We start from the raw sequence: 23,598 nt of genomic DNA on the forward strand, positions 1-23,598 counted from the left end.
GGCGGAAAAGGGCGGACGGAGTGTCAGTGGTGCGTGCCAGACTCGCGTGCATGGGAAAGATCGACGGGGTGGACGCGCTGATCAGGGAGGTCGGAGCGGGGACCCGAGTGAAGTACCTCCACTTCTGGGGGCACCGGCCGCGGCCGGACGGCAGGATCGGCGCGAGCTGTCTGAGTCAGTGGTGGCCGTCACCGTTCGCGGTGGACGGGGAGCACTACGCGACGGCCGAGCACTGGATGATGGCCGGCAAGGCCCGGCTGTTCGGGGACGCCGACGCGCTGCGGCGGGTGCTGGCGGCCGGGCATCCCGCGGAGGCGAAGAAGGCCGGGCGACTGGTGCGCGGGTTCGACGAGGAGGTGTGGGAGCGGGAACGGTTCCGGATCGTGGTCGAGGGCAGCGTGCACAAGTTCTCGGCCGACGAGGAGCTGCGTCGCTTCCTGCTCGGCACCGGTGACCGGGTGCTGGTGGAGGCCAGTCCGGTGGACCGGGTCTGGGGGATCGGCCTGACCGCGGACGACGAGGCCGCCATGGACCCGGAGCGGTGGCGGGGGCCCAACCTGCTGGGGTTCGCTCTCATGGAGGCGAGAGAGCGGCTCGCCGCGGCGGGGTGACGCCGGGGGCGCCGTGGGGGGGCGGGTCAGCGCCGCCCCGCCTCAGCGCCGCCCCGCCTCAGCGGTGCACAGCGGCTCTCAGGCGTTCATCGCGATGATGAGCGCGAGGAAGGCGGCGGCCAGGACGAAGCCCACGCCGCCGCAGATCATGCCGGCCAGCGCCATGCCCGGGTTGGTGGCCTCGCCCCGGGTGACCTTCGCCCGGCCGACGGCGCCGAAGATGACGGCGAGGACGCCGACGATCAGCGCCACGGGCCACAGCAGGAAGCCGACCGCCGAGATGATGCCCAGCACCAGGGAGGCCGTGCCCATGCCGTTGCTGGGCTGCGCGGGCATCCCGGACCAGCCGTAGCCGTTCGCCATCGGGTAGCCGGGCACGCCCGCGCCCGGATAGGACGCCTGCGGCGGATAGCCGTACGACACCGGGCCGGGGCCGGTCGGGGCGATGGGCGGCGGAGGCACCGGCTCACCGGCGGCGGGCGCCATGGGGGCGGGCGGCGCGAACGGGTTCTGCTGGGCGGCGGGCTGCGGCGCCGGCGGTGCGAAGGGGTTCGCCGGGGGTGCGGAGGGGTGTGCCGGGGATGGGTACGGGCCGGCCGTGGGCGGTGCCCAGGGGGCCGGGTCCGGTACCGAGGGCAGCGAGGTCACCGTCTCCTGGTAGTGCACCGCGTCCTGGGCCGGGCCCGTCCGGCCGGGCGCGGAAGCCGCCCCCTTGTCCAGGGAGACGCCGGGCGCGGTGGACCGGTCGCCGGTGCCGTACTCGCCTGGCGCGGACCACGCCGACTCGTCGGACATGCTGGAAGACCCCCTGTTGCTGGACGTCCCGTCATGCTACGGGCAGCGGGGTACGGCGCGGCCCGGGGCCTACGATGTTGGCGCGCAACCGATCAGCCGATCACCGCGCCCGCCGCCGGCAGTAGCACCGCGCGGGCGCCCGTCCCGGGGAGGACCCCCTTGACCGACACCTCCGTACCCGCCACCGGCACGGCCGACCGCGATCTGCGGACCTTCATCGCCGGGCTGCCCAAGGCCGAACTGCACGTCCACCACGTCGGCTCCGCCTCCCCGCGCATCGTCTCCGAGCTGGCCGCCCGGCACCGCGACTCCCGGGTGCCCACCGACCCCGAGGCCCTGGCCGACTACTTCACCTTCACCGACTTCGCCCATTTCATCGACGTCTATCTGTCGGTGGTCGACCTGATCCGCACCCCGGAGGACGTCCGGCTGCTCACCTACGAGGTGGCCCGCGACCTCGCCCGCCAGCAGGTGCGGTACGCCGAGCTGACCCTCACCCCCTTCTCGTCCACCCGGCGCGGCATCGACGCGAAGGCGTTCATGGACGCCATCGAGGACGCCCGCAAGGCCGCCGAGGCCGAGTTCGGGACCGTACTGCGCTGGTGCTTCGACATCCCGGGAGAGGCCGGGCTGGAGGCGGCCGAGGAGACGGCGCGGCTCGCCACCGACGACCGGCTCCGGCCGGAGGGGCTGGTGTCGTTCGGTCTCGGCGGGCCCGAGATCGGGGTGCCCCGGCCGCAGTTCAAGCCCTACTTCGACCGGGCCATCGCCGCGGGGCTGCGCTCGGTGCCGCACGCCGGGGAGACGACCGGCCCGGAGACCGTCTGGGACGCGCTGACCCATCTGGGCGCGGAGCGCATCGGGCACGGCACCAGCTCCGCGCAGGACCCGAAGCTGCTCGCGCACCTCGCCGAGCGGCGCATCCCGCTGGAGGTCTGCCCGACCTCGAACATCGCCACCCGCGCGGTGCGCACCCTGGACGAGCACCCGGTCAGGGAGTTCGTCCGCGCCGGTGTGCTGGTGACGATCAACTCGGACGACCCGCCGATGTTCGGCACCGACCTGAACAACGAGTACGCGGTGGCCGCCCGCCTGCTCGACCTGGACGAGCGGGGCCTGGCCGACCTCGCCAGGAACGCGGTCGAGGCGTCCTTCCTGGAACCGGAGGGCAAGGCACGGATCGCCGCGGAGATCGACACGTACACCGCCACCTGGCTCGCCTCCTGACGCACCGCACAATGGGGCCATGCAGACGCTGACCGCCGTGGCCCATCGCGGCGACCCCTACCGTTTCCGTGAGAACACCGTCGCCTCGCTGCGTTCCGCGCTCGACCGGGGCGCGGACGCGGTCGAGATCGACGTACGGCTCAGCCGTGACGGCGTGCCCGTGCTGCTGCACGACGAGACCCTCCGGCGGCTGTGGGAGATCGACCGCCCGCTGACCGCCCTGTCCGCCGAGGAGGTGCGCGGACTCACGGCGGGCGGGGTGCCGACCCTGGCGGAGGCGCTGGCCGCGACCGGGGAGAGCCGGGTGATGGTGGACCTGTGCGGACGGGTCTCGCGGCGCGTGGTGGACCGGGTGATGGACGTGGTCCGGCAGAGCGGGGCCCGGGAGCGGGTGTACTACTGCGCCGGCGCCGAGGCGATGCTCGCCGTGCGGGCCGCCGACCCGGCCGCCGAGATCGCCCTGACCTGGACGACCCTCGCCCCGCCCCGGCCCGCGCTGCTGGCCGCGATCCGGCCGCGCTGGCTCAACTACCGCTTCTCGCTGGTGAGCCGCGACCTCGCGGCCCGTGTCCACCGCGACGGCCATCTCCTCTCCGTCTGGACCCCGGACACCCGCCGCTCGCTGCGCCGCCTGCTGGACCTGGGCGTCGACTCCATCACCACCAACCGCATCGACGCGCTGCACGCCCTGCGCAACGGCGGCTAGAGTCTGCGCCGCGGATCGCCCTCGCGGCCCTCACGCAGCCACAGCACCGGCCGGGTCCGGCGCGACGAGCTCCTCCAGCCGCTTGATCTTCTTCCGCAGGACGTACAGCGGGATCACACCGAACACCCCGAAGGACATGTCGATCACGCTCCACCAGAAGGGGATGCCCCGGATCGGTCCGCAGGCGAGGGCGAGCGGGATGATCCCTGCGCAGGCGATCATCCCGAACTCGACGACCCAGATGTTGCGGACGGGGTCCCGGTACACGCCGTAGAAGGCGACCGCGATGACGAGATGGGCGAAGGCCAGCCAGTCCGTGCCGTACAGCACGAAGGGGTACGTGGCGTCGACGGAGTCGAGTCCCTGCCGGACGCGGGTGATCCACGCCATCAGCCCGGGCAGGTGCTCCGGCACGGACAACGCCCGCAACGCGCTCTCGGTCCAGCGCAGTTCGTGAACCAAGGGAAAGGCCGTGGCCCCGCTGAGGACGAGGCACACGACGAAGAGGCCCAACCAGACGCGAATGCCCTTGAGCAGGGCGGCTCTGTCGCTCATGAGGGCAGCGTACGCCCCTAATTGAACGTGTTCAAAAGGCTCTTGCGCCGGGCATCGGCCCGCACGGGACCGAGGAGCGCCGGAAGTCCGCTCAACGTCATGCCGGTTGCGCCGAGCCAGAGCGTGGGGGCGGTTCCGATGGCGGCCCCGGTCGCTCCGCCCGCGAGGGCGCCGAGCGCCAGGCCGCCCCAGGACAGGAAGCGGGCCGTCGCGCTCATACGGCCCAGGAGGGCGTCCGGTGTGGCGGTCTGCTGGAGGCTTGCCTGGGCCACCAGGCGGACGACTCCGCCGAGGGAGAGAAGGGCGAGGCCGGCACCGGCGGCGTACAGGGTCCAGTGCCCCGGGCGGGCCCAGGGCAGCAGGGCCGCCGACGGGCAGGTGAGCAGCGGGGCGAGGCCGATCACGCGGCCCGGTCCGACCCGCGCCGCGACCCTGCCCGCGACCAGCGCGCCCAGCAGTCCGCCGCAGCCCATCCCCGACAGCAGCAGGCCGATGCCGAAGGAGGAGAGCCCCAGCTGCCGGGCGAGGAAGATCATGAGCATGGCCTGGTAGAGGGCGAGGAAGACGTTGAACACCGCGTCCGTCGCCATGGTCGCCCGCAGCACGGGTGACCGGAGGACGAAGGCGAGCCCTTCCGCGATCTCCCGGCCGAAGCGGCGACGCTGCTCTTCACCCGGCCCGGGTTTCTCCTCCCGTCCGCGGATGGCGGTCGCCAGCAGGCCCGACAGCGCCATCCCCGCCGAACTCGCCAGCAGCGCGAGCGGCGCCCCGCACCAGCCGACCAGGGGCCCCGCCAGCGCCGGTCCGCCGATGCTCGTCGCCGAGCGGACGGCGGAGAGCCGCGCGTTGGCCTCGACCAGGTTCCGGCGCCCCACCAGATGCGGCAGCCAACTGACGTAGGCCACGTCGAAGAGGACCGTCAGCAGGCCGTGGACCAGGGCGACGGCGTACAGCAGTCCCATGGTCAGCGTGCCGGTTCCCCAGGCGACCGGCACGGTCAGCAGGGTCAGCGCGCGGACGAGGTCGGCGCCGATCAGGACGGTGCGTTTCCGCCGGCGGTCCACCCAGGCGCCGGCCGGGAGGCCGACCAGCAACGAGCCCGCCATGGTCGCCGTACTCAGCAGCCCGGTCCGCAGCGCGCCCGCGTGCAGCGCCTCGACCGCCACCAGTGGCAGGGCGAGGAAGAGGACGCGGTCGCCGAGCTGGCCGAGGGCCGTCGCGGCGAACAGGCGCCGGAAGTCCCGGTGGTCACGCAGAAGGCCGAGTCGGGAGGGCGAGGGTGTCGACGCCGAACTCATAGACCACCTCCCGGCGCGCGTCCGGGATCACGATGTCGGCGGTCTCCACCGGCCGGCCGCCGGTGTCGTAGATGATCCGCTCGATCCGGAGCACCAGGTCCCCGACGGCGATGCCCAGCAGATGCGCCTGCTCGGGGGTGGCCCGGGCCGGGCGGGGCAGTTCCACGACCGTTTCCACCACGACGCCGATGGAGCGCATGCGCGCGACGACGCCCTTGCCCGCGAGCGGGCCCTTCTCGGGGAGAACGACCGGGGTGCCGCCCGTGATCGCCAGGGGTTCCCAGGACTCGGACAGCTGGACGGGCAGTCCGTCGGCGAGGAACTCGTAGTGCGTGGTGACGCACGGGTCGCCGGGCCGGACGGCCAGCCGCTCGGCGATCGCCTCGGGCGCCGGGACCCGCACCTGGCTGTGCGCGTCCCAGGCACCGGCCCGGCCGCGTTCCGCCGTGCAGGGCGGGGAGGGCCGGTAGCCGCCCGGCCGGTCGCGGTGGCGGGAGCGCACCATGCGCAGGCGCTCGCGGGGGACACGGACGTACGTCCCGGAGCCCGCGCGTCCTTCGAGCAGCCCCTCGCCGATCAGCCGGTCCACGGCCCGCTGCATCACATTGCGCCCGACCCCGTACGCCTCGGCGAGCCGCGCCCGGGACGGCAGACGCGCCCCGATCTCCCACTCCCCCGCCAGGATCCGGGCGCGCAGCGCGTCGGCCACGGCCAGGTACGGCGCCTCTCGGGGCATGGACGACCTCCGGTTGCTCGGCAGCTGAGCGGCCGCCCGGGTGGGTGCGGGCGGTGTCGGCACGCTAATGCAGCCGGGGAAAGCTACTGGAGCAGCAATACGCTGGGTGCGGGGACGCTCAAGGGAGGGCGGCGGGCGTCCGATGGTGCCGGTATGACGACGCGATCCCCGGGCGCCGAGCGCCACCCCGCTGTCTCCCGCCGACTGCTCCTGACGGCCGGGCTGTCCGGCGTACTGACGGCTGTGACGGCAGGTCCGGTAGCGGCCTCCGGCGAAGGCGAGGACTGTCTGCGGTCCCTGTTCGGCTCGGAGAACCGCGTCCTGCGCACCCGGGAGCGGGTCGTCGCGCTGAGCTTCAACGCGGCCTGGAACACGGCCGGACTGGACCGCGTCCTCGGCGAGCTGGCCCGCCGGTCCGCCCCGGCCGTCTTCTTCCTGACCGGCGACTTCGCCGACCGCCACCCCGAGGCCGTCCGGCGGATCGCGGCGGCGGGACACGGGCTCGGCAACCACTCCTACAGCCACCCCCACTTCACGGGCCTGTCCGCCGCGGCCGGTGCCCGGGAGGTGCGGGCGGCGGACCGCGCGCTGCGCCGGGCCGGGGCGGGCCGGGCGCTGACCCCGTTCTTCCGCTTCCCCTACAGCGAGACCACGCCCGCCCACCTCCACAACGTCAACGAACTCGGCTTCGCCGACATCGAGTTCACCAAGGACACCAACGGGTGGATGGGCAGCGGGGGCGGGATGACCGTGGACCGCGCGGTGGGCCGGGTGAGGGAGGCGCTGCGGCCGGGGGCGATCGTGGAGATGCATGTCGGTGCGGCCGACGGCGGAAGCGAGGTGATCGACGCCCGGGCGCTGCCGCTGATCCTCGACGGGGTCACCGCCCGCGGCTACCGGGTCGTGGATCTGCGCACCCTGCTCACTGCCCCGTGTGTCACATCCGCAGACCGGGCGGTGTCTTCATGGCGTACGCGTCGGACGCACCAGCCATGAGGAGACAGACGATGACGCCACGCCTTCCGAAGGCCGAGCTTCCCGCCGAGCTGCGGGAGATGATGCTCCAGCAGTTGGGTGCCGTCCCGGAGAATGTCGAGGTGACCTGGCACGCCCCCGAAGTCGCCCAGGCCAACCTGGAGTTCGGCGCCAAGGTGGGCGCCTGGAGCGCGGCCGACACGAGCCTGAAGTCGTTCGCGCACATGGCGGTCGCGGCGCAGGTCGGGTGCAGCTGGTGCCTGGACGTCGGCTACTTCCAGGCACAGAACGAGAACCTGGACCTGACCAAGGCGAGCCAGGTGCCGCGCTGGCGGGTCTCGGACGTGTTCACGCCGCTGGAGCGGGATGTGATGGAGTACGCCGAGGCCATGACGAACACCCCGCCGACCGTGACCGACGAGCAGTACGCGAGCCTGCTGGAGCGGCTCGGCCCCGCGGCGATGGCCGAGCTGACCGCGTTCGTCGCCTTCGTCAATCTGGCGACCCGGGCCAACGTCGCCAACGGCGTCACCTCGCAGGGCTTCTCCGACGCCTGTGCGATCCCGCTGGCCCCGACGGCATGACCGACGTACCGGCGGATCCCTTCGTCACCCATCGCAGCCTGCTGTTCACCGTCGCCTACGAGATGCTCGGCTCCGCGGCCGACGCGGAGGACGTGCTCCAGGAGTCCTGGCTGCGGTGGGCCGGCGTGGACCCGGCGCGAGTGGGCGACCCCCGGGCCTATCTGGTCCGGGTGGTCACCCGGCAGGCGCTCAACCGGCTGCGCTCGCTGTCCCGCAGACGCGAGGACTATGTCGGCGAGTGGTTGCCGGAACCGCTGCTGACCAGCCCCGATGTCGCCGAGGACATCGAACTCGCGGAGAGCGTCTCGATCGCGATGCTGACCGTCCTGGAGACCCTCGGGCCCCTGGAACGGGCGGTGTTCGTGCTCCGCGAGGTCTTCGAGATGCCGTACGACGAGATCGCCGAGGCCGTCGGCAGGTCCGCGGCCGCGGTACGGCAGACGGCCCGCCGGGCGCGGACGCACGTGGCGGCCCGGCGGCCCCGGACGCGGGTGAGCCGCGCGGAGCAGCAGCAGGTGGTGGACCGGTTCCTGGCCGCGTTGCGCACCGGCAAGGTGCAGGACCTGATGGACGTCCTGGCCCCGGACGTGGTCTTCGTCGCCGACGGCGGCGGCCGGGCGAGCGCGGCCCCCGCTCCGCTGCACGGCGCCGCGCTGGTGGCGGCGGTCCTCGCGCGTCCGGGCCGCACGGTGACGCCCGTCTGGCTCAACGGCGCCCCGGCGGCCCGGGTCGAGTCGGACGGTCAGCGGGCCGCGGTGACCCTGGAGGTGGCGGACGGCCGGATCACCCGGATCCACGCCGTCGCCAACCCCGGGAAGCTGACCCGGCTGCACCGGCCGACGGCACTGGCCCGGTAGCCGCTCACAGGCCCACGATGCGGTTCCAGCGCTTGGCGAACTCCAGGCGTTCCGTGGACGTGATGTCCCGGGCGATCGCGAGGCGCTGACGCATCGTGGAGTCGGGGAAGACGAGCCGGTTGTCGGCGAGGGCCGCCGTGTCCTTGTCCTTGGCGGCCGCCAGGATCTCCCTGGCGGCCGGCACCGGGCAGACGTAGTTGACCCAGGCGGCGAGCCGGGCGGCGACCTCGGGGGTGTAGTAGTAGTCGATCAGGCGCTCGGCGGCCGCCTTGTGGCGGGCCCGGTCGGGGATCATCAGGGAGTCCGACCACAGCTCGGCGCCCTCCTCGGGGACGACGAAGCGGATGTCGGGGTTGTCGGCCTGGAGCTGGATGACATCGCCGGAGTAGGCCTGGCAGGCGAGGACGTCCCCGCTGACCAGGTCCTTGGTGTAGTCGTTGCCGGTGAAGCGGCGGATCTGGCCGCGGCGCACCTCGCGCTCCACCTGGTCGCAGATCCGGTGGAAGTCGTCGGCGGTCCACCGGGTGATGTCCACGCCGTTGCCCTGCATCAGCAGCGCGAACGCCTCGTCGAGGCCGGACAGCAGGGTCACCCGGCCCTTGAGGTCGCTCGCCCACAGGTCGGACACCCGCCGGATCTCCCGGCCGAGCTTGCGGTGGTTGTAGGCGATGCCGGTGATCCCGGACTGCCAGGGCACCGTGAAGCGGCGGCCCTTGTCGAAGGCGGGCGAGCGGAGCAGCGGGTCCAGGTTCCTCGCCACGTTCGGCTGCCGGGCCCGGTCCATCTCCTGCACCCAGCCGAGCCGGACGAACCGCGCGCACATCCAGTCGCTGACGACGATCAGATCGCGGCCGGTGGACTGGTGGTTCATCAGCGCGGGGCTGATCTTGCCGAAGAACTCGTCGTTGTCGTTGATCTCCTCGGCGTAGTCCACGGAGATCCCGGTGCGCTTCTGGAACGCCTCCAGGGTGGGCCGCCGGTTCGGGTCATTGTCATCGGTGTCGATGTACAGCGGCCAGTTCGCCCAGGTCAGCTTCTTGTCGGCCACGGACTCGTCGGCGACGGCCCGGTCGCCGGGCCCGACATAGGCGGCGGGCACCCCGCAGCCGGCCAGGGCACCGAGCGCGGCGGTGCCGCCGAGGGCGCGCAGGAGGGAGCGGCGGGACATCGGGGTCGTACGAGAAGGAGTCTGGGGCACCCCGGAAGGATGCCGCTCCCCGCGGCGGAGTCACAATCGACGCTGCGTCGAGCAAGCCCCGGCCTGCCGGACACCTTGTCGATCAGTCGGACCGGGAGCGGGCGGCACGGCTCGAACCGACCGAGCAGGGGCCGGACTTCGCCCGGGGAAACGAGACAGCGCGGCCCCCGGCAGGGAGGTGAACCTGCCGGGGACCGCGCTTTTGTGTGTCGGTGGGGACGGCCGATCCAGGGGCGCGGGGCTGTGTCGCCATGCGGCTCCGCCACGCGGACGCGACAAGCCGCAGCGCACCCACAGCCGAAGAGCGGCCGACCCCGGCGGAGCGCTACTCGCCCAGGGACGTCATCACGTGCTTGATGCGCGTGTAGTCCTCGAAGCCGTACGCCGACAGGTCCTTGCCGTAGCCGGACTTCTTGAAGCCGCCGTGCGGCATCTCGGCAACCAGCGGGATGTGGGTGTTGATCCACACGCAGCCGAAGTCCATCTTCTTGGACATGCGCATCGCGCGCGCGTGGTCCTTGGTCCACACCGAGGAGGCGAGCGCGTAGTCGACGCCGTTCGCGTACGCGACGGCCTGGTCCTCGTCCGAGAAGGACTGGACGGTGATGACCGGGCCGAAGACCTCCTGCTGGATGATCTCGTCGTCCTGCTTGACGCCGGAGACCACGGTCGGCGCGAAGAAGTAGCCCTTGTCGCCGACGCGCTTGCCGCCGGCCTCCACGCGCGCGTGGGCGGGCAGCCGCTCGATGAAGCCCTCGACCTGCTTGAGCTGGTTGGGGTTGTTGAGCGGGCCGTACAGCACGTCCTCGTCGTCCGGCCGGCCGGTCTTGGTCTCCTCCGCGGCCTTCGCCAGCGCGGCCACGAACTCGTCGTGGATGGACTCGTGGACGAGGACGCGGCAGGCGGCCGTACAGTCCTGGCCGGCGTTGAAGAAGCCCGCCACCGAGATGTCCTCGACGGCCTTGTCGATGTCGGTGTCCTCGAAGACCACGACCGGGGCCTTGCCGCCCAGCTCCAGGTGGACCCGCTTGAGGTCCTTGGAGGCGGACTCGGCGACGGACATGCCCGCGCGGACCGAGCCGGTGATGGAGGCCATCGCCGGGATGTCGTGCTCGACCATCAGACGGCCGGTGTCCCGGTCGCCGCAGACGACGTTGAAGACGCCCTTGGGGAGGATGGACCCGATGATGTCCGCGATCAGGACCGTGGACGCCGGGGTGGTGTCCGAGGGCTTCAGGACGACCGTGTTGCCCGCGGCGATGGCCGGCGCGAACTTCCACACGGCCATCATCATCGGGTAGTTCCACGGCGCGACCTGCGCGCAGACGCCGACCGGCTCACGGCGGATGATCGAGGTCATCCCCTCCATGTACTCGCCGGCCGAGCGGCCCTCCAGCATCCGCGCCGCGCCCGCGAAGAAGCGGATCTGGTCGACCATCGGCGGGATCTCCTCGGAGCGGGTGAGCCCGATGGGCTTGCCCGTGTTCTCCACCTCGGCCGCGATCAGTTCCTCGGCGCGCTCCTCGAAGGCGTCGGCGATCTTGAGGAGGGCCTTCTGGCGCTCGGCCGGGGTGGTGTCGCGCCAGGCCGGGAAGGCGCGGGCGGCGGCCTCCATGGCGGCGTTCACATCCGCCTCGCCGGACAGCGGCGCGGTCGCGTACGCCTCGCCCGTCGCGGGGTTGACCACCTCGGTGGTCCGTCCGTCGGCGGCGTCCCGGAACTCACCGTCGATGTAGTTGCGCAGACGACGCAGCTCGGTGCTCACTGCCGGCCTCCTGATCTGGTTCAACACTGTCCACTCACTGAGACACCCACCCTAGCCGCCCGGTCCACGTTTTCAACACCCCCATCGCCACCAGTTCTGCGAAATCCGCAAGGTTCGATCTCGTAAACAACGAATTTCATCGCTTGGGGCTTGCAAAACTGTCGAGACCTCGTGCACAGTGAGGTCGTGGCCAGTCGAAGCGCAGACCAGAGGGACTCGTCCCGCGAGTCCAGGAACGGCACCCCCCAGCTGGATGCCGTGTCCCTCGCCATCATTCAGCAGCTCCAGGAGGACGGCCGCCGGCCGTACGCCGCGATCGGCAAGGCCGTCGGCCTGTCGGAGGCGGCCGTGCGCCAGCGCGTGCAGAAGCTGCTGGACCAGGGCGTGATGCAGATCGTCGCCGTCACGGACCCGCTCACCGTGGGCTTCCGCCGGCAGGCGATGGTCGGGATCAACGTCGAGGGCGATGTCGAGTCGATCGCCGACGCGCTGACTGACATGTCGGAAGTCGAGTACGTGGTGATGACCGCGGGCTCGTTCGACATCCTCGCCGAGATCGTGTGCGAGGACGACGACCACCTGCTGGACGTCATCAACAAACGCATCCGAGCCCTGCCCGGGGTGCGCTCCACCGAAAGCTTCGTCTACCTGAAGCTGAAGAAGCAGACCTACATGTGGGGAACCCGATAACCGTGAGGACCCGATAACCGTGAGCACCAAGGACCTCAGCCGCACCGCGTACGACCACCTGTGGATGCACTTCACCCGCATGTCCTCGTACGAGAAGTCCCCCGTCCCCACCATCGTCCGGGGTGAGGGCACCTACATCTTCGACGACAAGGGCAAGCGGTACCTCGACGGCCTCGCGGGTCTGTTCGTGGTCCAGGCCGGTCACGGCCGTACGGAGCTCGCCGAGACCGCGTTCAAGCAGGCGCAGGAGCTGGCCTTCTTCCCGGTGTGGTCGTACGCCCACCCCAAGGCCGTCGAGCTGGCCGAGCGGCTCGCCGACTACGCCCCGGGCGACCTGAACAAGGTCTTCTTCACCACCGGCGGCGGCGAGGCCGTCGAGACGGCCTGGAAGCTCGCCAAGCAGTACTTCAAGCTGGTCGGCAAGCCCACCAAGTACAAGGTCATCTCGCGTGCGGTCGCCTACCACGGCACCCCGCAGGGCGCCCTGTCCATCACCGGTCTGCCCGGCCTGAAGGCCCCCTTCGAGCCGCTGGTCCCCGGCGCGCACAAGGTGCCGAACACCAACATCTACCGCGCGCCGATCTTCGGTGACGACCCGGTCGCCTTCGGCCGCTGGGCCGCCGACCAGATCGAGCAGCAGATCCTCTTCGAGGGCCCCGACACCGTCGCGGCCGTGTTCCTGGAGCCCGTCCAGAACGCGGGCGGCTGCTTCCCGCCCCCGCCCGGCTACTTCCAGCGGGTCCGCGAGATCTGCGACAAGTACGACGTGCTGCTCGTGTCGGACGAGGTCATCTGCGCCTTCGGCCGTCTCGGCACCATGTTCGCCTGCGACAAGTTCGACTACGTCCCGGACATGATCACCTGCGCCAAGGGCATGACCTCGGGCTACTCCCCGATCGGCGCCTGCATCATCTCCGACCGGCTCGCCGAGCCGTTCTACAAGGGCGACAACACCTTCCTGCACGGCTACACCTTCGGCGGCCACCCGGTGTCGGCGGCGGTCGGCCTCGCCAACCTCGACCTGTTCGAGCGCGAGGGCCTCAACCAGCACGTGCTGGACAACGAGGGCGCCTTCCTCCAGACCCTCCAGAAGCTGCACGACCTGCCGATCGTCGGCGACGTCCGCGGCAACGGCTTCTTCTACGGCATCGAGCTGGTGAAGGACAAGAACACCCGGGAGTCCTTCAACGAGGAGGAGACCGAGCGCGTCCTGTACGGCTTCCTCTCCAAGGCGCTGTTCGACAACGGCCTGTACTGCCGTGCCGACGACCGCGGCGACCCGGTCGTCCAGCTCGCCCCGCCGCTGATCTCCAACCAGGAGACCTTCGACGAGATCGAGCAGATCCTGCGGGCCACCCTCACGGAGGCGTGGACCAAGCTCTGATCATCCGACCGGCTGATCGACCCCGGCCCCGGTGCCGTCCGTTCGAGTGAGAACGGCGGCCCGGGGCCGTGTGCTGTCCGGGCTCCTGTCGCCGCCTGCCTAGCGTGCCAGTGACCGATCGGCCCAGCCTTTCGTTCCCCCACACGGAGGAAAAGGCACGGGGAAACGGATCAGAACCGAGGTGTACGCCCATGGAGGCCCCGCCGGACAACGACGTGCTCTGGGCACGCTCGCTGCACTTCAGGCACCCCGACGGCTCCCCCGGGCTGGCCGGGGTCTCGCTCGGTGTGCGGGAGGGCGAGATCCTCGCCGTCACCGGGCCGCGCGGCTGCGGCAAGACGACCCTGCTGCGCTGTCTGTCCGGGCTGGTGCGGGTGCGCACCGGCGAGGTCTGGTTCAACAGCGCGCCCGTCCACACCCTCGGCCCGATCGCCCGCGAACGGCTGCGCCGCAACCGCTTCGGCTGGATCGACCCCGAGCCGGTCCTGGTGCCCGAGCTGAACGTCTGGGAGAACGCCGCGCTCCCCCTCATGCTCCGCGGCTCCGGCCGCCGCCGGGCCAAGGTGGCGGCGCTGGAGTGGCTGGAACGCCTCGACATCGGCGACCGCGCCCGCAACCGCCCGCACGAACTCCAGCAGGCCGAACGCCAGCGCGTGGCGATCGCCCGGGCGCTGGCCACGACCCCGACCGTGCTGTTCGCCGACGAGCCGACGGCCCCGCTGCACCGCGCCGACCGCACCCATGTGCTGCGCACCCTCACCACGGCGGCCCGCTCGCACGGCATCACGGTCGTCCTCGCCACGAACGACCCGGACACCGCCGCCCTCGCCGACCGCACGGTGACCCTGCTCGACGGCCGTCGCGTGCACACCGTCCAGCTGCCGGACACCGCCGAACCGGAAGGCCGGGCCGCGTGCTCGCTCTCCGTCTGACCCGCGCCGCCCGGCCCGCCGTCCAGCTGCGCCGCCTGCTGGTCACCGCGGCCTCGGCCGGCACCGGCTTCCTCCTGCTGTCCTGCCTCGGCTACGCCCTGAACCACCCCGAGGCCGCGGGCGCCGCCGCGCTGCGGCTGGCCTGGTGCGTGGTGCCGCTGGCCGCCACCGTGTACCTCGCGCTCGCCGTCGCCCGCACCGACCCGAGCACCCGGCCGCGCTCCGGCCTGTCCGCCGTCGGCCTCGGCCCCGCCCGCATGATGGCGATCGCGTCGCTGACCACGGCCCTGTCCTGCACCCTGGGCTCGCTGCTGGCCCTGCTCGTCTTCCTCCACCTCCGCGGCGATCTGACGGGCCTGCCCTTCGACGGCGCGGCCACGGACTTCCTGGCCGCGGGCCGCCCGCTGCCCCTCCCGGCCTCCCTCACCCTGCTGGCCCTGCTCCCGGCGACCGCCACGGTCACGGTGGCCCTGACCCTCCGCCCCAAGGACCCCCGGCCCCCGGCCCAGCACCCCCGCCACTTCGGCCGCTTCGGCGCCTCCAGCAAGACCCCACCGAAGGAGACATTCGGCGCCTACGGCCGCTTCCGCGCGGGCACCCGCCGCCCGGCGAACGGCAAGAGGGGTGCCGACGACACCCCGGCGCGCGGGGGTGCCGACGGCTCCGCGGCCCACGCGGATTCCGTGGCCGGGCGAGGAGGCAGGGACGCGGACGACATCCCGGCCCGCGGCGATTCCGTGGTCGGATGGGCAGAGACGGACTCGGCCGACGCCCCGGCCGGCACGGGCTTTGTGACCGATCACGCCGGTCAGCCGGAAGGTGCGGACGGGGAGGGCGCTCCGCCGCGCACGCATTCCGCGGCCATGCCCGCCGCCGGTACGGCGCGATCGGGCCCGGACCACCCTGAGTCACCGGACCGCACCGAGCCCCACGCGCACCCCGCGCCCGGCCCCACCACCGAGACGGGAGCCGCGGGCCCGGACGACACCCCGGCCCACCCGGACCCCGCAACCGGCCCCGCCGCCGGGCCGCGCGCCAGCAATGCGAGCCGCACCTACGCCCAGGCGCATTCCACGGCCGGCTCGGCCACCGTGACGGTACGAACGGGTTCGGACAGCCCCCCGTCACCCACGCACCCGGCGGACAGTCCCGCAGCTGGGGCGGAAGCTGCGGACCCTGGCAGCGCCATGCCCCCCTACCAGGCGGCGGCCAGCCTAACCGCCCCAACGCCCCCCACCCCCGACGCCCAGAACCCCACCGGTCTCCCCTGGGGCATCGCGCTGCTCGCCACCGGCCTGGCCCTCCACCCCTACGCCCCCCACTCCGGCCTCGTCGTCCTGCTCAGCCGCCTCCTCACCGCCACCGGTCTGGTGCTGGCCGCCCCCGGCCTCACCCACCTCTGCGGCCGTCTCCTCCAGTCCGTCCGGCCCGGCGCCCTGCGCCTCCTCGCCGGCCGGGTGCTGATGACGGAGGCCACCCGGATCGGCCGCCCCCTCGGCGTCGTCTGCGCGGTCGCGGCCACCGGCTACGCCATGACCACCCTGTACGACCGCCCCCTGCCCTCCTTCGGCCCGCTGACCACCCTCGGCGGGCTCCTGGTCACCGGCTGCACGGTCGCCACCCTGCTCACCGCGGCCGTGGAAGCCCGGCAGAGCCGCGCCGACACCACCGCCGCCCTGCTCCGGCTCGGCGCACCGGCGACGATGCTGCGCGCCGCGGCGGCCCTTCGCGCCGCCGCCCTGCTGGCCCTGTTCGGGCCGCTCACCCTGCTGATCGCCGCGCTGGCGGCGCTGCCGGTGGCCGGCTGAGCGGCGCGCCGGCGGACCGCCGTAAAAAAGATCGAAGAAATTTCCGGGCCCGCCGATGAGTTCGGCGCGGGCCGCCGGTCTACCCAGGCGAAACGATCGACACCGATGGGGAAGGGCCCACCATGTACCAGCAGATGATCTTCGTAAACCTGCCCGTGAACGACCTCGACGCCTCGAAGAAGTTCTTCACGGAGCTGGGCTACACGATCAACCCGCAGTTCAGCGACGAGAAGGCGGCCTCGGTGGTGATCAGCGACACCATCGTCGCGATGCTGCTCACCAAGCCGTTCTACGCGACCTTCACCAAGAAGGAGATCGCCGACGCCACGACGACCAGCGAGGTGCTGGTCGCCCTCAGCGCCGAGAGCCGCGAGAAGGTCGACGAGCTGGTCGACAAGGCGCTCGCCGCGGGCGGCACCCCGAGCGGCGAGACCCAGGACCACGGCTTCATGTACGGCCGCGCCTTCGACGACCTCGACGGCCACACCTGGGAGGTCATCTGGATGGACCCGGCCGCCGTCCAGGGCTGACCCCGCCCCGGCATGCCCGGCACGGGCGGGCGCACCCCGCGCCCGCCCAGCCGCACCCACCACACACGCATCACGCACGCAACGCGGCCGAGAGCAAACACATGAGCGATTAATAAGCAGGTAAAGCCAACTCCCGTCACAGGCATATGCGTTGACACTGCTCGCGGGGCGCTTATAGACCAGTGAGCCTCCCCGAAACCCCCCGCACATATGCTCTGTAAAGGACAAACGTGTCCATAACTCTCCGCAGCGCACGCCGTTCCGTGCGCGTGCTGGGTGTCGCCTCCGCGACGGCCGCGCTCGCCCTCGGCATCGCCGGCCAGGCACTCGCGTGCGACATCTCGGATTTCAAGGCCGAGGCCAAGTGCGCCGACGGCAAGGGCGTCATCGTCGTCACCGACACGGACAAGGGCGCCACCCCGGCAACCGTCACGCTGTTCCGCGAGAACGCCGGCGGAGTCGAGAAGCAGATCGGTCAGCAGCAGGTGAAGGGATCGGCCGCGGGCACCTCCGTCACCTTCACGGAGAACTGGCAGCCGAAGAACACCTACCGCGTCCATGTCACGGCCGGCCCGGTCGACCAGGACCTGGCGGGGCAGCTCACCACCCCGGCCGCCGCCTGTACGACCGACACCGCGACGCCGACCCCCTCGGCTCCCACCCCCTCGGCCCCGGCCCCCTCCCTGTCCGCGTCCGCGTCCGCGCCTGCCGAGTCCGCGACGCCGACCCCGACCTCGTCGGCGTCGGTGTCCAGCCCGGCCCCGGCGGGCGCCCCGAGCAACGCGCCGTCCCCGGCGGCCGGCAGCTCGAACCTCGCCGAGACCGGCGCCGACTCCAACATGCCGCTGATCGCCGGAATCGCGGCAGCGCTGGTCGTCGTCGGCGGCTGTGCGGTCTTCTTCGGCCTGCGCCGCCGCGGAGCACGCGGCAACGGCTGAGCGTCCGGCCCGCCCCCGAGGACACCAGGAGTTTCGGGGGCGGGCCCCACCGCCGCGCGGCTCAGCCGAAGGTGGTCCAGCCCAGCCAGGACTCCAGCACCTCGCGCTCGCCCAGCACCTCCAGGCCGGGGGTGTCCAGCGGCAGCCGCCGGTAGAAGGCGAGCATGACCGAGGTGAGCGGTCCGCGCAGCGCGACCGTCGCCTTCTCGTGGCCGCGGCGCCAGCGCACGCCCTCCGCGCCGAACTCCAGCAGCCACTCGGCGTTCAGCTCCGGGCCGGCGTCGGTGGCGTGCAGATGGATGGAGCGCATGGGCCCCTCCAGCCGGAAGCGCTTGTCATCGCCCCGGTGCTGCTGGATGAAGCCGATGATGCCGAGCCACTCGTCGATCGCGTCGGCCGCGATCTCCGGCGCCACCGTGTAGCCCTGCCCGGCGGCGAGGACCGCGTCCGCGCGGTGCACGGTGATCTCATGGGTCATCCGGCGGGCCCAGAACCCGGCGGTCGGCTCGCCCTTCCAGCTCCACACCGCCGCGTCGGGGCCGGCCTCGCGCAGCGCCGCGACGACCCGCTCGCCGCTCTCCGCCAGCCACTTGTCCAGGGCGACCGCGTCCCCCCGCTCCTCCGGCCCGGCACCGAGCGGCACCTGGTCCCAGGGGATGTTCTCCTGCGCCCGGGCGCGCACCAGCGTGTCCACCCAGCGCAGGGCGCCGCCCATATGGCGTACCAGCTCTTCCAGCGACCAGTCCGGGCAGGTCGGCACGGTCGCCGACAGATCGGCCCCGGAGGTCACCACGGCCCTCAACTGCTCGGTCTGGAGGGCGATTTCATCGCAGTAGCGGTCATGCGCGAGCAAAGTCATGGCCTCACCCTAAGCCGCGCCCACCGGCCGGACCCCATGAATTCGGCCGCGCCCGGCGGCAGGCCCCCATGGATTCGGCCGCGCCGGTCAGTCCAGTACGACGATGTCGGCCGCGTCGAACTCGACACCCACCGTGTCCCCGGTCTCCGGCGCGTCGCGCAGCGCGCAGGCCGCCTCCAGGCGCGGTCCGTCCGCGGGCTGGAGATGGACGGCGACATGCGTGCCCTTGAAGGTACGGGCGCTCACCGTGCACGGCAGCCCCTGGTCGGCGGCGACCAGCCGGACCCCGGCGGGCCGGACGAGCAGCGTGCGCGCCCCCTGCGGCGAGCCGTCGGGCACCGGCACCTTGCCCCACGGGCTGTCGGCGGCCGTCCCCACGACGGTCGCCGGGACCACGTTGTCGAAGCCGAGGAAGCGGGCCACGAGCGCGTCCGCGGGCCGCTGCCACACCTCAAGCGGGGTGCCGGACTGGGCGATCCGCCCGTCCCGCATCACCACCACCCGGTCGGCCAGCGCGAACGCCTCGCCCTGGTCGTGGGTGACGGCGAGCACGGTCGTACCCAACCGGCCGAACAGCTCGCGCAGTTCGACCACCAGGCGTTCGCGCAGCGAGCGGTCGAGCTGACCGAGCGGCTCGTCCAGCATCAGCAGCCGGGGCCGGGGCGCGAGCGCGCGAGCGAGGGCGACGCGCTGCTGCTCGCCGCCGGAGAGCCCGGCCACGGCCCGCCGGGCGGCCCCGGGCAGCCCGACCAGCTCCAGCAACTGACCCACCTCGGCGTCCCGTTCGGCCCGCGCCATGCCGCGCATCCGCAGCCCGAAGGCGACATTGCCGCCGACGTCCCGCTGCGGGAAGAGCTGGTGGTCCTGGAACATCAGGCCGATGCCCCGCTTGTGCGCGGGGGACGCCGTCCGGTCCCGTCCGTCGAGCAGCACCCGTCCAAAGTCCAGCGGCTGGAGCCCGGCCACCGCCCGCAGCAGGGTGGACTTTCCGCTGCCGCTGGGCCCGAGCACGCACACCACCTCGTGCTCGGCGACCTCCAGGTCGACCGCGTCGAGCACGGCCCGGCCGCCGAAGCGGACGGTCGCGGCCTCCAGGCTCAGCAGCATCTAGAACTCCCCCGTCCGGTCGGTGCGCAGCCGTTCCAGCAGGAGCAGCGCGGCGGCGCACACCACCATCAGAATGGTCGAAAGGGCCATCGCCTGGCCGTAGTTGAGATCGCCGGGGCGGCTGAGCAGCCGGGCCACGGCCACCGGGAGCGTCGGGTTGTCGGGCCGGGCGATGAACACGGTCGCACCGAACTCGCCGAGCGAGACGGCGAACGCGAACCCGGCGGCGACCAGCAGCGCCCGCCGCACCAGCGGCAGGTCGACCTCGCGCCACACCCGCCACGGCGAGGCACCGAGCACGGCGGCCGCCTCCCGGAGCCGTGCGTCCACCGCGCGCAGCACGGGCAGCATGGTCCGTACGACGAAGGGGGCGCCGACCAGCGCCTGCGCGAGCGGGACGAGGATCCAGGACTGCCTGAGGTCCAGCGGCGGCTTGTCCAGGGCGATGAGGAAGCCGAAGCCGACGGTCACGGCGGAGACACCGAGCGGCAGCATCAGCAGCGCGTCGAAACCCCGCAGCAGCCGTCCGGCGTCCCGGCGGGCCAGCGCGGCTGCGGCGAGCCCGCCGATCAGCACGGCGATGGCGGTGGCGGCGCAGGCGTACTGGAGCGAGGTCCACACCGCCTGCACCGGCGCCACCAGGAACGTACCGCTGTCGGCGTCGGTCAGTGCCCGGTAGTAGCCGAAGCCGGGCGCGTCCAGCGAGCGGCGGACCAGCACGGCGAGCGGCAGCACCAGGAGCAGGCCGATGGTCAGCAGCACCCCGCCGAGCAGGGCCCACTGTCCGGCGCCGCGCGGCCGGCGCGCGGTCACCGACGGGTCGACCAGCCGCAGGGCGCTCTCCCGGCGCCGTACCGTCCAGGCGTGGACGGCGAGGATCGCGCCGACGGCGGCGAACTGCACCAGGGTGAGGACGGCGGCCGTGGACAGGTCGAAGGTCTCCGAGGTCTGCCGGTAGATCTCCACCTCCAGGGTGGAGAAGGTGGGGCCGCCGAGGATCTGCACGATGCCGAAGGAGGTGAAGCAGAACAGGAACACCATCAGCCCGGCGGCGGCCACGGCGGGCGCCAGCGCGGGCAGCGTCACCTTCCGCCAGGCCTGCCACGGGGAGGCGCCGAGCATCCGCGCGGCTTCCGTCTGCCGGGGGTCGAGCTGGGCCCACAGCCCGCCGACGGTACGGACGACCACCGCGTAGTTGAAGAAGACATGGGCGAGCAGGATCGCCCAGACCGTGGTGTCCAGCCGTACGCCCCACAGCTGGTCGAGCAGCCCGCCGTGCCCGAGCACGGCCAGGAAGGCGCTGCCGGCGACGACCGTCGGCAGCACGAACGGCACGGTGGCGACGGCCCGCAGCAGCCGCTTGCCCGGGAAGTCCAGGCGGGCGAAGACATAGGCGGCGGGCAGCGCGAGCAGCAGGGTGAGCGCGGCGGAGGCGAGCGCCTGCCAGGTGGTGAACCACAGCACCTGCCGGATGTCCGGCTCGGTGACGACGTCCGCGATCCGCCCGAGCCGCCACGCCCCGTCGACCTTCAGCCCGCGCGCGACGATCGCGGCCACCGGCCAGGCGAAGAACAGCGCGAAGAACGCGACGGGCAGGGCCACGAGCCCGAGCCGCGCCGCGTTCCCGCGCCGGGACGCCGCTACTTCAGTACGAGCGAGGTCCACTGCTTGACCCACTGGTCACGGTTGGCGGCGATCTTGCCGGGGGTCATGGTCTCGGGGTGGTCGGCGGCCCTGCCGTACTCGGTGAACTCGGCGGGCACCTTCGCGCCCTGCACCACCGGGTAGACGAACATGTTCAGCGGCATGTCCTCCTGGAACTCCTTGGAGACCAGGAAGTCGATGAACGCCTTGGCGCCCTTGGGGTTCCTGGCGTTGCTGAGCAGGCCGGCGAACTCGATCTGCCGGAAGCAGGTGCCGTACGCCACCCCGGTCGGGGCGGTGCCGGGCCGCTTCTTGGCGTAGATGACCTCGGCGGGCGGCGAGGAGGCGTAGGACACGACCAGCGGCCGGTCACCGCCCGCCTTCCTGCCCTCGGAGGAGCCGGAGAACTCCTGGTAGTAGGCCTGGTCCCAGCCGTCGACGACCTTGACGCCGTTGGCCTTGAGCTTCTTCCAGTAGCCCTGCCAGCCGTTGTCTCCGAACTGCCCGGCGCTGCCGAGCAGGAAGCCGAGGCCGGGCGAGGAGGTGGCCGCGTTCTCGGTGACGAGGAGGTTCTTGTACTGCGGTTTGGCCAGGTCGGCGAAGGTCTGCGGCGGGGTCAGCCTGTGCTTGCTGAAGTAGGCCTTGTCGTAGTTGACGCAGATGTCGCCGTAGTCGACGGGCGTGACCCGGTTCCGGCCCCGGTCGAGCTGGTACCGGGTGCCGACCTTGTCCAGGCCCTTGGCGGTGTACGGCTGGAAGAGGCCGTTGTCCAGGGCGCGGGACAGCAGGGTGTTGTCGACGCCGAAGAAGACGTCGCCCTGCGGGTTGTCCTTGGTCAGGATGGCCTTGTTGACGGCCTGCCCGGCGTCGCCGTCCTGGAGGTTGCGGACCTTGTACCCGGTCTTCTTCTCGAAGTCGGCGAGGACGCTCTTGGAGATGGCCCACGAGTTGTGGCTGACGAGCGTCACGGTCCTGGAATCGGCGGCGGACGGCTTGCTGCCGCCGCCGGAACCGCACGCGGACAGCGTGATCAGGCCGAGCCCGACCGCGACGGCCACGAAGGTCTTGTTCTGCACCGGATGTCCTCCTGGGGGTTGGCCAGGAAGAGACGCGGCCCTGCCCGGGCTCCGCGAGGGAGGCCCGGGCAGGGCGCAACAGCTTGAGTGATGACCGAACTTCCTACCCAGAATGACCTGGGCGAGGTTCAGAGGGTCTGCGGCCCTGTCCGCCGCACTCTCAGCGCTGTGGCGCTCCCCTGTCGGAATATGAAGATATGTGGACCCGGTCAGATTACCGCTCGGTGGCGGCGAGCTGACCACAGGCTCCGTCGATCTCCTGTCCACGGGTGTCCCGGACGGTCACCGGCACCCCGTGTGCGGCGATCGCCTCCACGAACGCCTTCTCGTCCTCGGGCCGCGAGGCGGTCCACTTGCTGCCCGGGGTCGGGTTCAGCGGGATGAGGTTGACGTGCACCGGCTTGCCCCGGAGCAGCCGCCCGAGCCGGTCTCCCCGCCACGCCTGGTCGTTGATGTCACGGATGAGGGCGTACTCGATGGACAGCCGGCGGCCGCTCTTCTCGACGTACTCGAACCCGGCGTCCAGCACCTCGCGCACCTTCCACCGCGTGTTCACGGGGACCAGGGTGTCGCGCAGCTCGTCGTCAGGAGCGTGCAGGGAGATCGCGAGCCGGCACTTGAAGCCCTCGTCGGCGAACCGGTGGATGGCCGGCACGAGCCCCACGGTGGAGACGGTGATCCCGCGCTGCGACAGCCCGAGGCCGTCCGGCGCCGGATCGGTGAGCGCGCGAATGGCGCCGACCACCCGGTTGTAGTTGGCGAGCGGCTCGCCCATCCCCATGAAGACGATGTTGGACAGCCGCGCGGGACCGCCGGGCACCTCGCCGTCCCGCAGCGCCCGCATACCGTCGACGATCTGGTGGACGATCTCCGCGGTGGACAGATTCCGGTCCAGCCCCGCCTGCCCCGTCGCACAGAAGGGGCAGTTCATCCCGCACCCCGCCTGCGAGCTGATGCACATGGTCACCCGGTCCGGGTAGCGCATCAGCACCGACTCGACGAGCGTCCCGTCGAACAGCCGCCACAGCGTCTTGCGGGTGGTCCCCTGGTCGGTCGACAGATGCCGTACGACGGTCATCAGCTCCGGGAACAGCGCTTCCTGAAGCTTGCCGCGCGATCCGGCCGGGATGTCGGTCCACTGCTCCGGGTCGTGCGCGTACCGCGCGAAGTAGTGCTGCGAGAGCTGCTTGGCACGGAACGGCTTCTCACCGATCTCGGCCACGGCATCCTTGCGCTGGGCGGGCGTGAGGTCGGCGAGATGCCGCGGCGGCTTCTTGGCTCCGCGGGGGGCGACGAAAGTGAGTTCTCCGGGCTTGGGCATGG

At 72.1% G+C, this 23,598-nt stretch carries 23 protein-coding genes and 1 riboswitch; of the genes, 12 read left to right on the forward strand and 11 right to left on the reverse strand.

Annotation, left to right across the window (positions count from 1 at the left end; all coding sequences use genetic code 11):
* Window positions 1-50 precede the first annotated feature (50 nt).
* Window positions 51-611, forward strand: a complete 561-nt coding sequence (locus tag ACFVIU_RS00400) for an NADAR family protein (RefSeq protein ID WP_385839663.1) — start codon at window positions 51-53, stop codon at window positions 609-611.
* 78 nt (window positions 612-689) lie between these two features.
* On the opposite strand, the gene ACFVIU_RS00405 is transcribed toward ACFVIU_RS00400, so the two are convergent.
* Window positions 690-1,406: a DUF4190 domain-containing protein gene (locus ACFVIU_RS00405; RefSeq protein ID WP_385839664.1), complete on the reverse strand. Its 717-nt coding sequence runs from the start codon at window positions 1,404-1,406 to the stop codon at window positions 690-692.
* A gap of 33 nt (window positions 1,407-1,439) precedes the next feature.
* Here ACFVIU_RS00405 and ACFVIU_RS00410 point away from each other — a divergent pair, with 33 nt between their 5' ends.
* Entirely contained in the window at window positions 1,440-2,633 is a 1,194-nt protein-coding gene (locus tag ACFVIU_RS00410; RefSeq protein ID WP_385839665.1) for an adenosine deaminase, read from the forward strand.
* Window positions 2,634-2,652: 19 nt separating this feature from the next.
* Window positions 2,653-3,339 (forward strand): glycerophosphodiester phosphodiesterase, encoded by a 687-nt coding sequence (locus tag ACFVIU_RS00415; RefSeq protein WP_385839667.1) that lies wholly within the window; start codon window positions 2,653-2,655, stop codon window positions 3,337-3,339.
* Window positions 3,340-3,369: 30 nt separating this feature from the next.
* On the opposite strand, the gene ACFVIU_RS00420 is transcribed toward ACFVIU_RS00415, so the two are convergent.
* The 3 genes from ACFVIU_RS00420 to ACFVIU_RS00430 are packed head-to-tail and all read right to left on the reverse strand — an operon-like array spanning window position 3,370 to window position 5,928.
* Window positions 3,370-3,894 carry a hypothetical protein gene (locus tag ACFVIU_RS00420; protein ID WP_385839668.1) on the reverse strand — a complete coding sequence of 175 codons (525 nt, stop codon included), beginning with the start codon at window positions 3,892-3,894 and terminating at the stop codon, window positions 3,370-3,372.
* 17 nt (window positions 3,895-3,911) lie between these two features.
* Entirely contained in the window at window positions 3,912-5,192 is a 1,281-nt protein-coding gene (locus tag ACFVIU_RS00425) for an MFS transporter (protein ID WP_385839669.1), read from the reverse strand.
* Entirely contained in the window at window positions 5,143-5,928 is a 786-nt protein-coding gene (locus ACFVIU_RS00430; RefSeq protein WP_385839670.1) for a GntR family transcriptional regulator, read from the reverse strand. The genes ACFVIU_RS00425 and ACFVIU_RS00430 overlap by 50 nt, the downstream gene beginning before the upstream one ends.
* 153 nt (window positions 5,929-6,081) lie before the next feature.
* On the opposite strand from ACFVIU_RS00430, the gene ACFVIU_RS00435 reads away from it, so the two are divergent.
* Genes ACFVIU_RS00435 through ACFVIU_RS00445 form a run of 3 tightly spaced genes read left to right on the forward strand, consistent with a single transcriptional unit; the run spans window position 6,082 to window position 8,344 of the window.
* Complete coding sequence (locus ACFVIU_RS00435; protein WP_385839671.1) at window positions 6,082-6,924, forward strand: polysaccharide deacetylase family protein; 843 nt, start codon at window positions 6,082-6,084, stop codon at window positions 6,922-6,924.
* A gap of 11 nt (window positions 6,925-6,935) precedes the next feature.
* Entirely contained in the window at window positions 6,936-7,487 is a 552-nt protein-coding gene (locus ACFVIU_RS00440) for a carboxymuconolactone decarboxylase family protein (RefSeq protein ID WP_385839672.1), read from the forward strand.
* A complete protein-coding gene (locus tag ACFVIU_RS00445; RefSeq protein WP_385839673.1) occupies window positions 7,484-8,344 on the forward strand; it encodes an RNA polymerase sigma-70 factor in 861 nt (286 codons plus the stop codon). The genes ACFVIU_RS00440 and ACFVIU_RS00445 overlap by 4 nt, the downstream gene beginning before the upstream one ends.
* Before the next feature lie 4 nt (window positions 8,345-8,348).
* On the opposite strand, the gene ACFVIU_RS00450 is transcribed toward ACFVIU_RS00445, so the two are convergent.
* Window positions 8,349-9,542, reverse strand: coding sequence for a PotD/PotF family extracellular solute-binding protein (locus ACFVIU_RS00450; protein ID WP_385839675.1), 1,194 nt, complete (start codon window positions 9,540-9,542; stop codon window positions 8,349-8,351).
* A gap of 325 nt (window positions 9,543-9,867) precedes the next feature.
* Window positions 9,868-11,307 carry a gamma-aminobutyraldehyde dehydrogenase gene (locus ACFVIU_RS00455; protein WP_385839676.1) on the reverse strand — a complete coding sequence of 480 codons (1,440 nt, stop codon included), beginning with the start codon at window positions 11,305-11,307 and terminating at the stop codon, window positions 9,868-9,870.
* A gap of 171 nt (window positions 11,308-11,478) precedes the next feature.
* On the opposite strand from ACFVIU_RS00455, the gene ACFVIU_RS00460 reads away from it, so the two are divergent.
* The 6 genes from ACFVIU_RS00460 to ACFVIU_RS00485 all read left to right on the forward strand — a co-directional run bounded on the left by ACFVIU_RS00460 (window position 11,479) and on the right by ACFVIU_RS00485 (window position 17,589).
* Window positions 11,479-11,997 (forward strand): Lrp/AsnC family transcriptional regulator, encoded by a 519-nt coding sequence (locus ACFVIU_RS00460; protein ID WP_039656427.1) that lies wholly within the window; start codon window positions 11,479-11,481, stop codon window positions 11,995-11,997.
* Window positions 11,998-12,016: 19 nt separating this feature from the next.
* A complete protein-coding gene (locus ACFVIU_RS00465; protein WP_385839677.1) occupies window positions 12,017-13,381 on the forward strand; it encodes an aspartate aminotransferase family protein in 1,365 nt (454 codons plus the stop codon).
* Window positions 13,382-13,572: 191 nt separating this feature from the next.
* Window positions 13,573-14,313 carry an ABC transporter ATP-binding protein gene (locus ACFVIU_RS00470; protein ID WP_385839678.1) on the forward strand — a complete coding sequence of 247 codons (741 nt, stop codon included), beginning with the start codon at window positions 13,573-13,575 and terminating at the stop codon, window positions 14,311-14,313.
* Window positions 14,295-16,121, forward strand: a complete 1,827-nt coding sequence (locus ACFVIU_RS00475) for a hypothetical protein (RefSeq protein ID WP_385839680.1) — start codon at window positions 14,295-14,297, stop codon at window positions 16,119-16,121. The genes ACFVIU_RS00470 and ACFVIU_RS00475 overlap by 19 nt, the downstream gene beginning before the upstream one ends.
* Window positions 16,122-16,243: 122 nt before the next feature.
* A complete protein-coding gene (locus ACFVIU_RS00480; RefSeq protein ID WP_385839681.1) occupies window positions 16,244-16,651 on the forward strand; it encodes a VOC family protein in 408 nt (135 codons plus the stop codon).
* A gap of 230 nt (window positions 16,652-16,881) precedes the next feature.
* Complete coding sequence (locus ACFVIU_RS00485; protein ID WP_385839682.1) at window positions 16,882-17,589, forward strand: LAETG motif-containing sortase-dependent surface protein; 708 nt, start codon at window positions 16,882-16,884, stop codon at window positions 17,587-17,589.
* Window positions 17,590-17,650: 61 nt separating this feature from the next.
* On the opposite strand, the gene ACFVIU_RS00490 is transcribed toward ACFVIU_RS00485, so the two are convergent.
* From ACFVIU_RS00490 to rlmN, 5 genes are all read right to left on the reverse strand, one after another.
* Window positions 17,651-18,448 carry a maleylpyruvate isomerase family mycothiol-dependent enzyme gene (locus ACFVIU_RS00490; protein WP_385839683.1) on the reverse strand — a complete coding sequence of 266 codons (798 nt, stop codon included), beginning with the start codon at window positions 18,446-18,448 and terminating at the stop codon, window positions 17,651-17,653.
* A gap of 87 nt (window positions 18,449-18,535) precedes the next feature.
* Window positions 18,536-19,555 carry an ABC transporter ATP-binding protein gene (locus tag ACFVIU_RS00495; RefSeq protein ID WP_385839684.1) on the reverse strand — a complete coding sequence of 340 codons (1,020 nt, stop codon included), beginning with the start codon at window positions 19,553-19,555 and terminating at the stop codon, window positions 18,536-18,538.
* Window positions 19,556-21,157, reverse strand: a complete 1,602-nt coding sequence (locus ACFVIU_RS00500) for an ABC transporter permease (RefSeq protein WP_385839686.1) — start codon at window positions 21,155-21,157, stop codon at window positions 19,556-19,558.
* Window positions 21,158-21,195: 38 nt separating this feature from the next.
* Complete coding sequence (locus tag ACFVIU_RS00505; RefSeq protein WP_385839687.1) at window positions 21,196-22,275, reverse strand: thiamine ABC transporter substrate binding subunit; 1,080 nt, start codon at window positions 22,273-22,275, stop codon at window positions 21,196-21,198.
* An 82-nt stretch (window positions 22,276-22,357) separates the two neighbouring features.
* Window positions 22,358-22,466, reverse strand: a riboswitch (TPP riboswitch).
* Between the two features lie 23 nt (window positions 22,467-22,489).
* Entirely contained in the window at window positions 22,490-23,596 is a 1,107-nt protein-coding gene (gene rlmN / locus ACFVIU_RS00510) for a 23S rRNA (adenine(2503)-C(2))-methyltransferase RlmN (RefSeq protein ID WP_385839689.1), read from the reverse strand.
* Between the last annotated feature and the right edge of the window lie 2 nt (window positions 23,597-23,598).

The organism is Streptomyces sp. NPDC127190 (genome assembly GCF_042672505.1).
In the GTDB taxonomy this organism is placed as follows: domain Bacteria; phylum Actinomycetota; class Actinomycetes; order Streptomycetales; family Streptomycetaceae; genus Streptomyces.

Bases quoted from the DNA above. Each gene is read 5' to 3' on its own strand.
- ACFVIU_RS00400 (WP_385839663.1), top strand. From the start codon at position 51: ATGGGAAAGATCGACGGGGTGGACGCGCTGATCAGGGAGGTCGGAGCG.
- ACFVIU_RS00405 (WP_385839664.1), bottom strand. From the start codon at position 1,406: ATGTCCGACGAGTCGGCGTGGTCCGCGCCAGGCGAGTACGGCACCGGC.
- ACFVIU_RS00410 (WP_385839665.1), top strand. From the start codon at position 1,440: ATGCTACGGGCAGCGGGGTACGGCGCGGCCCGGGGCCTACGATGTTGG.
- ACFVIU_RS00415 (WP_385839667.1), top strand. From the start codon at position 2,653: ATGCAGACGCTGACCGCCGTGGCCCATCGCGGCGACCCCTACCGTTTC.
- ACFVIU_RS00420 (WP_385839668.1), bottom strand. From the start codon at position 3,894: ATGAGCGACAGAGCCGCCCTGCTCAAGGGCATTCGCGTCTGGTTGGGC.
- ACFVIU_RS00425 (WP_385839669.1), bottom strand. From the start codon at position 5,192: ATGAGTTCGGCGTCGACACCCTCGCCCTCCCGACTCGGCCTTCTGCGT.
- ACFVIU_RS00430 (WP_385839670.1), bottom strand. From the start codon at position 5,928: ATGCCCCGAGAGGCGCCGTACCTGGCCGTGGCCGACGCGCTGCGCGCC.
- ACFVIU_RS00435 (WP_385839671.1), top strand. From the start codon at position 6,082: ATGACGACGCGATCCCCGGGCGCCGAGCGCCACCCCGCTGTCTCCCGC.
- ACFVIU_RS00440 (WP_385839672.1), top strand. From the start codon at position 6,936: ATGACGCCACGCCTTCCGAAGGCCGAGCTTCCCGCCGAGCTGCGGGAG.
- ACFVIU_RS00445 (WP_385839673.1), top strand. From the start codon at position 7,484: ATGACCGACGTACCGGCGGATCCCTTCGTCACCCATCGCAGCCTGCTG.
- ACFVIU_RS00470 (WP_385839678.1), top strand. From the start codon at position 13,573: ATGGAGGCCCCGCCGGACAACGACGTGCTCTGGGCACGCTCGCTGCAC.
- ACFVIU_RS00480 (WP_385839681.1), top strand. From the start codon at position 16,244: ATGTACCAGCAGATGATCTTCGTAAACCTGCCCGTGAACGACCTCGAC.
- ACFVIU_RS00490 (WP_385839683.1), bottom strand. From the start codon at position 18,448: ATGACTTTGCTCGCGCATGACCGCTACTGCGATGAAATCGCCCTCCAG.
- ACFVIU_RS00495 (WP_385839684.1), bottom strand. From the start codon at position 19,555: ATGCTGCTGAGCCTGGAGGCCGCGACCGTCCGCTTCGGCGGCCGGGCC.
- rlmN (WP_385839689.1), bottom strand. From the start codon at position 23,596: ATGCCCAAGCCCGGAGAACTCACTTTCGTCGCCCCCCGCGGAGCCAAG.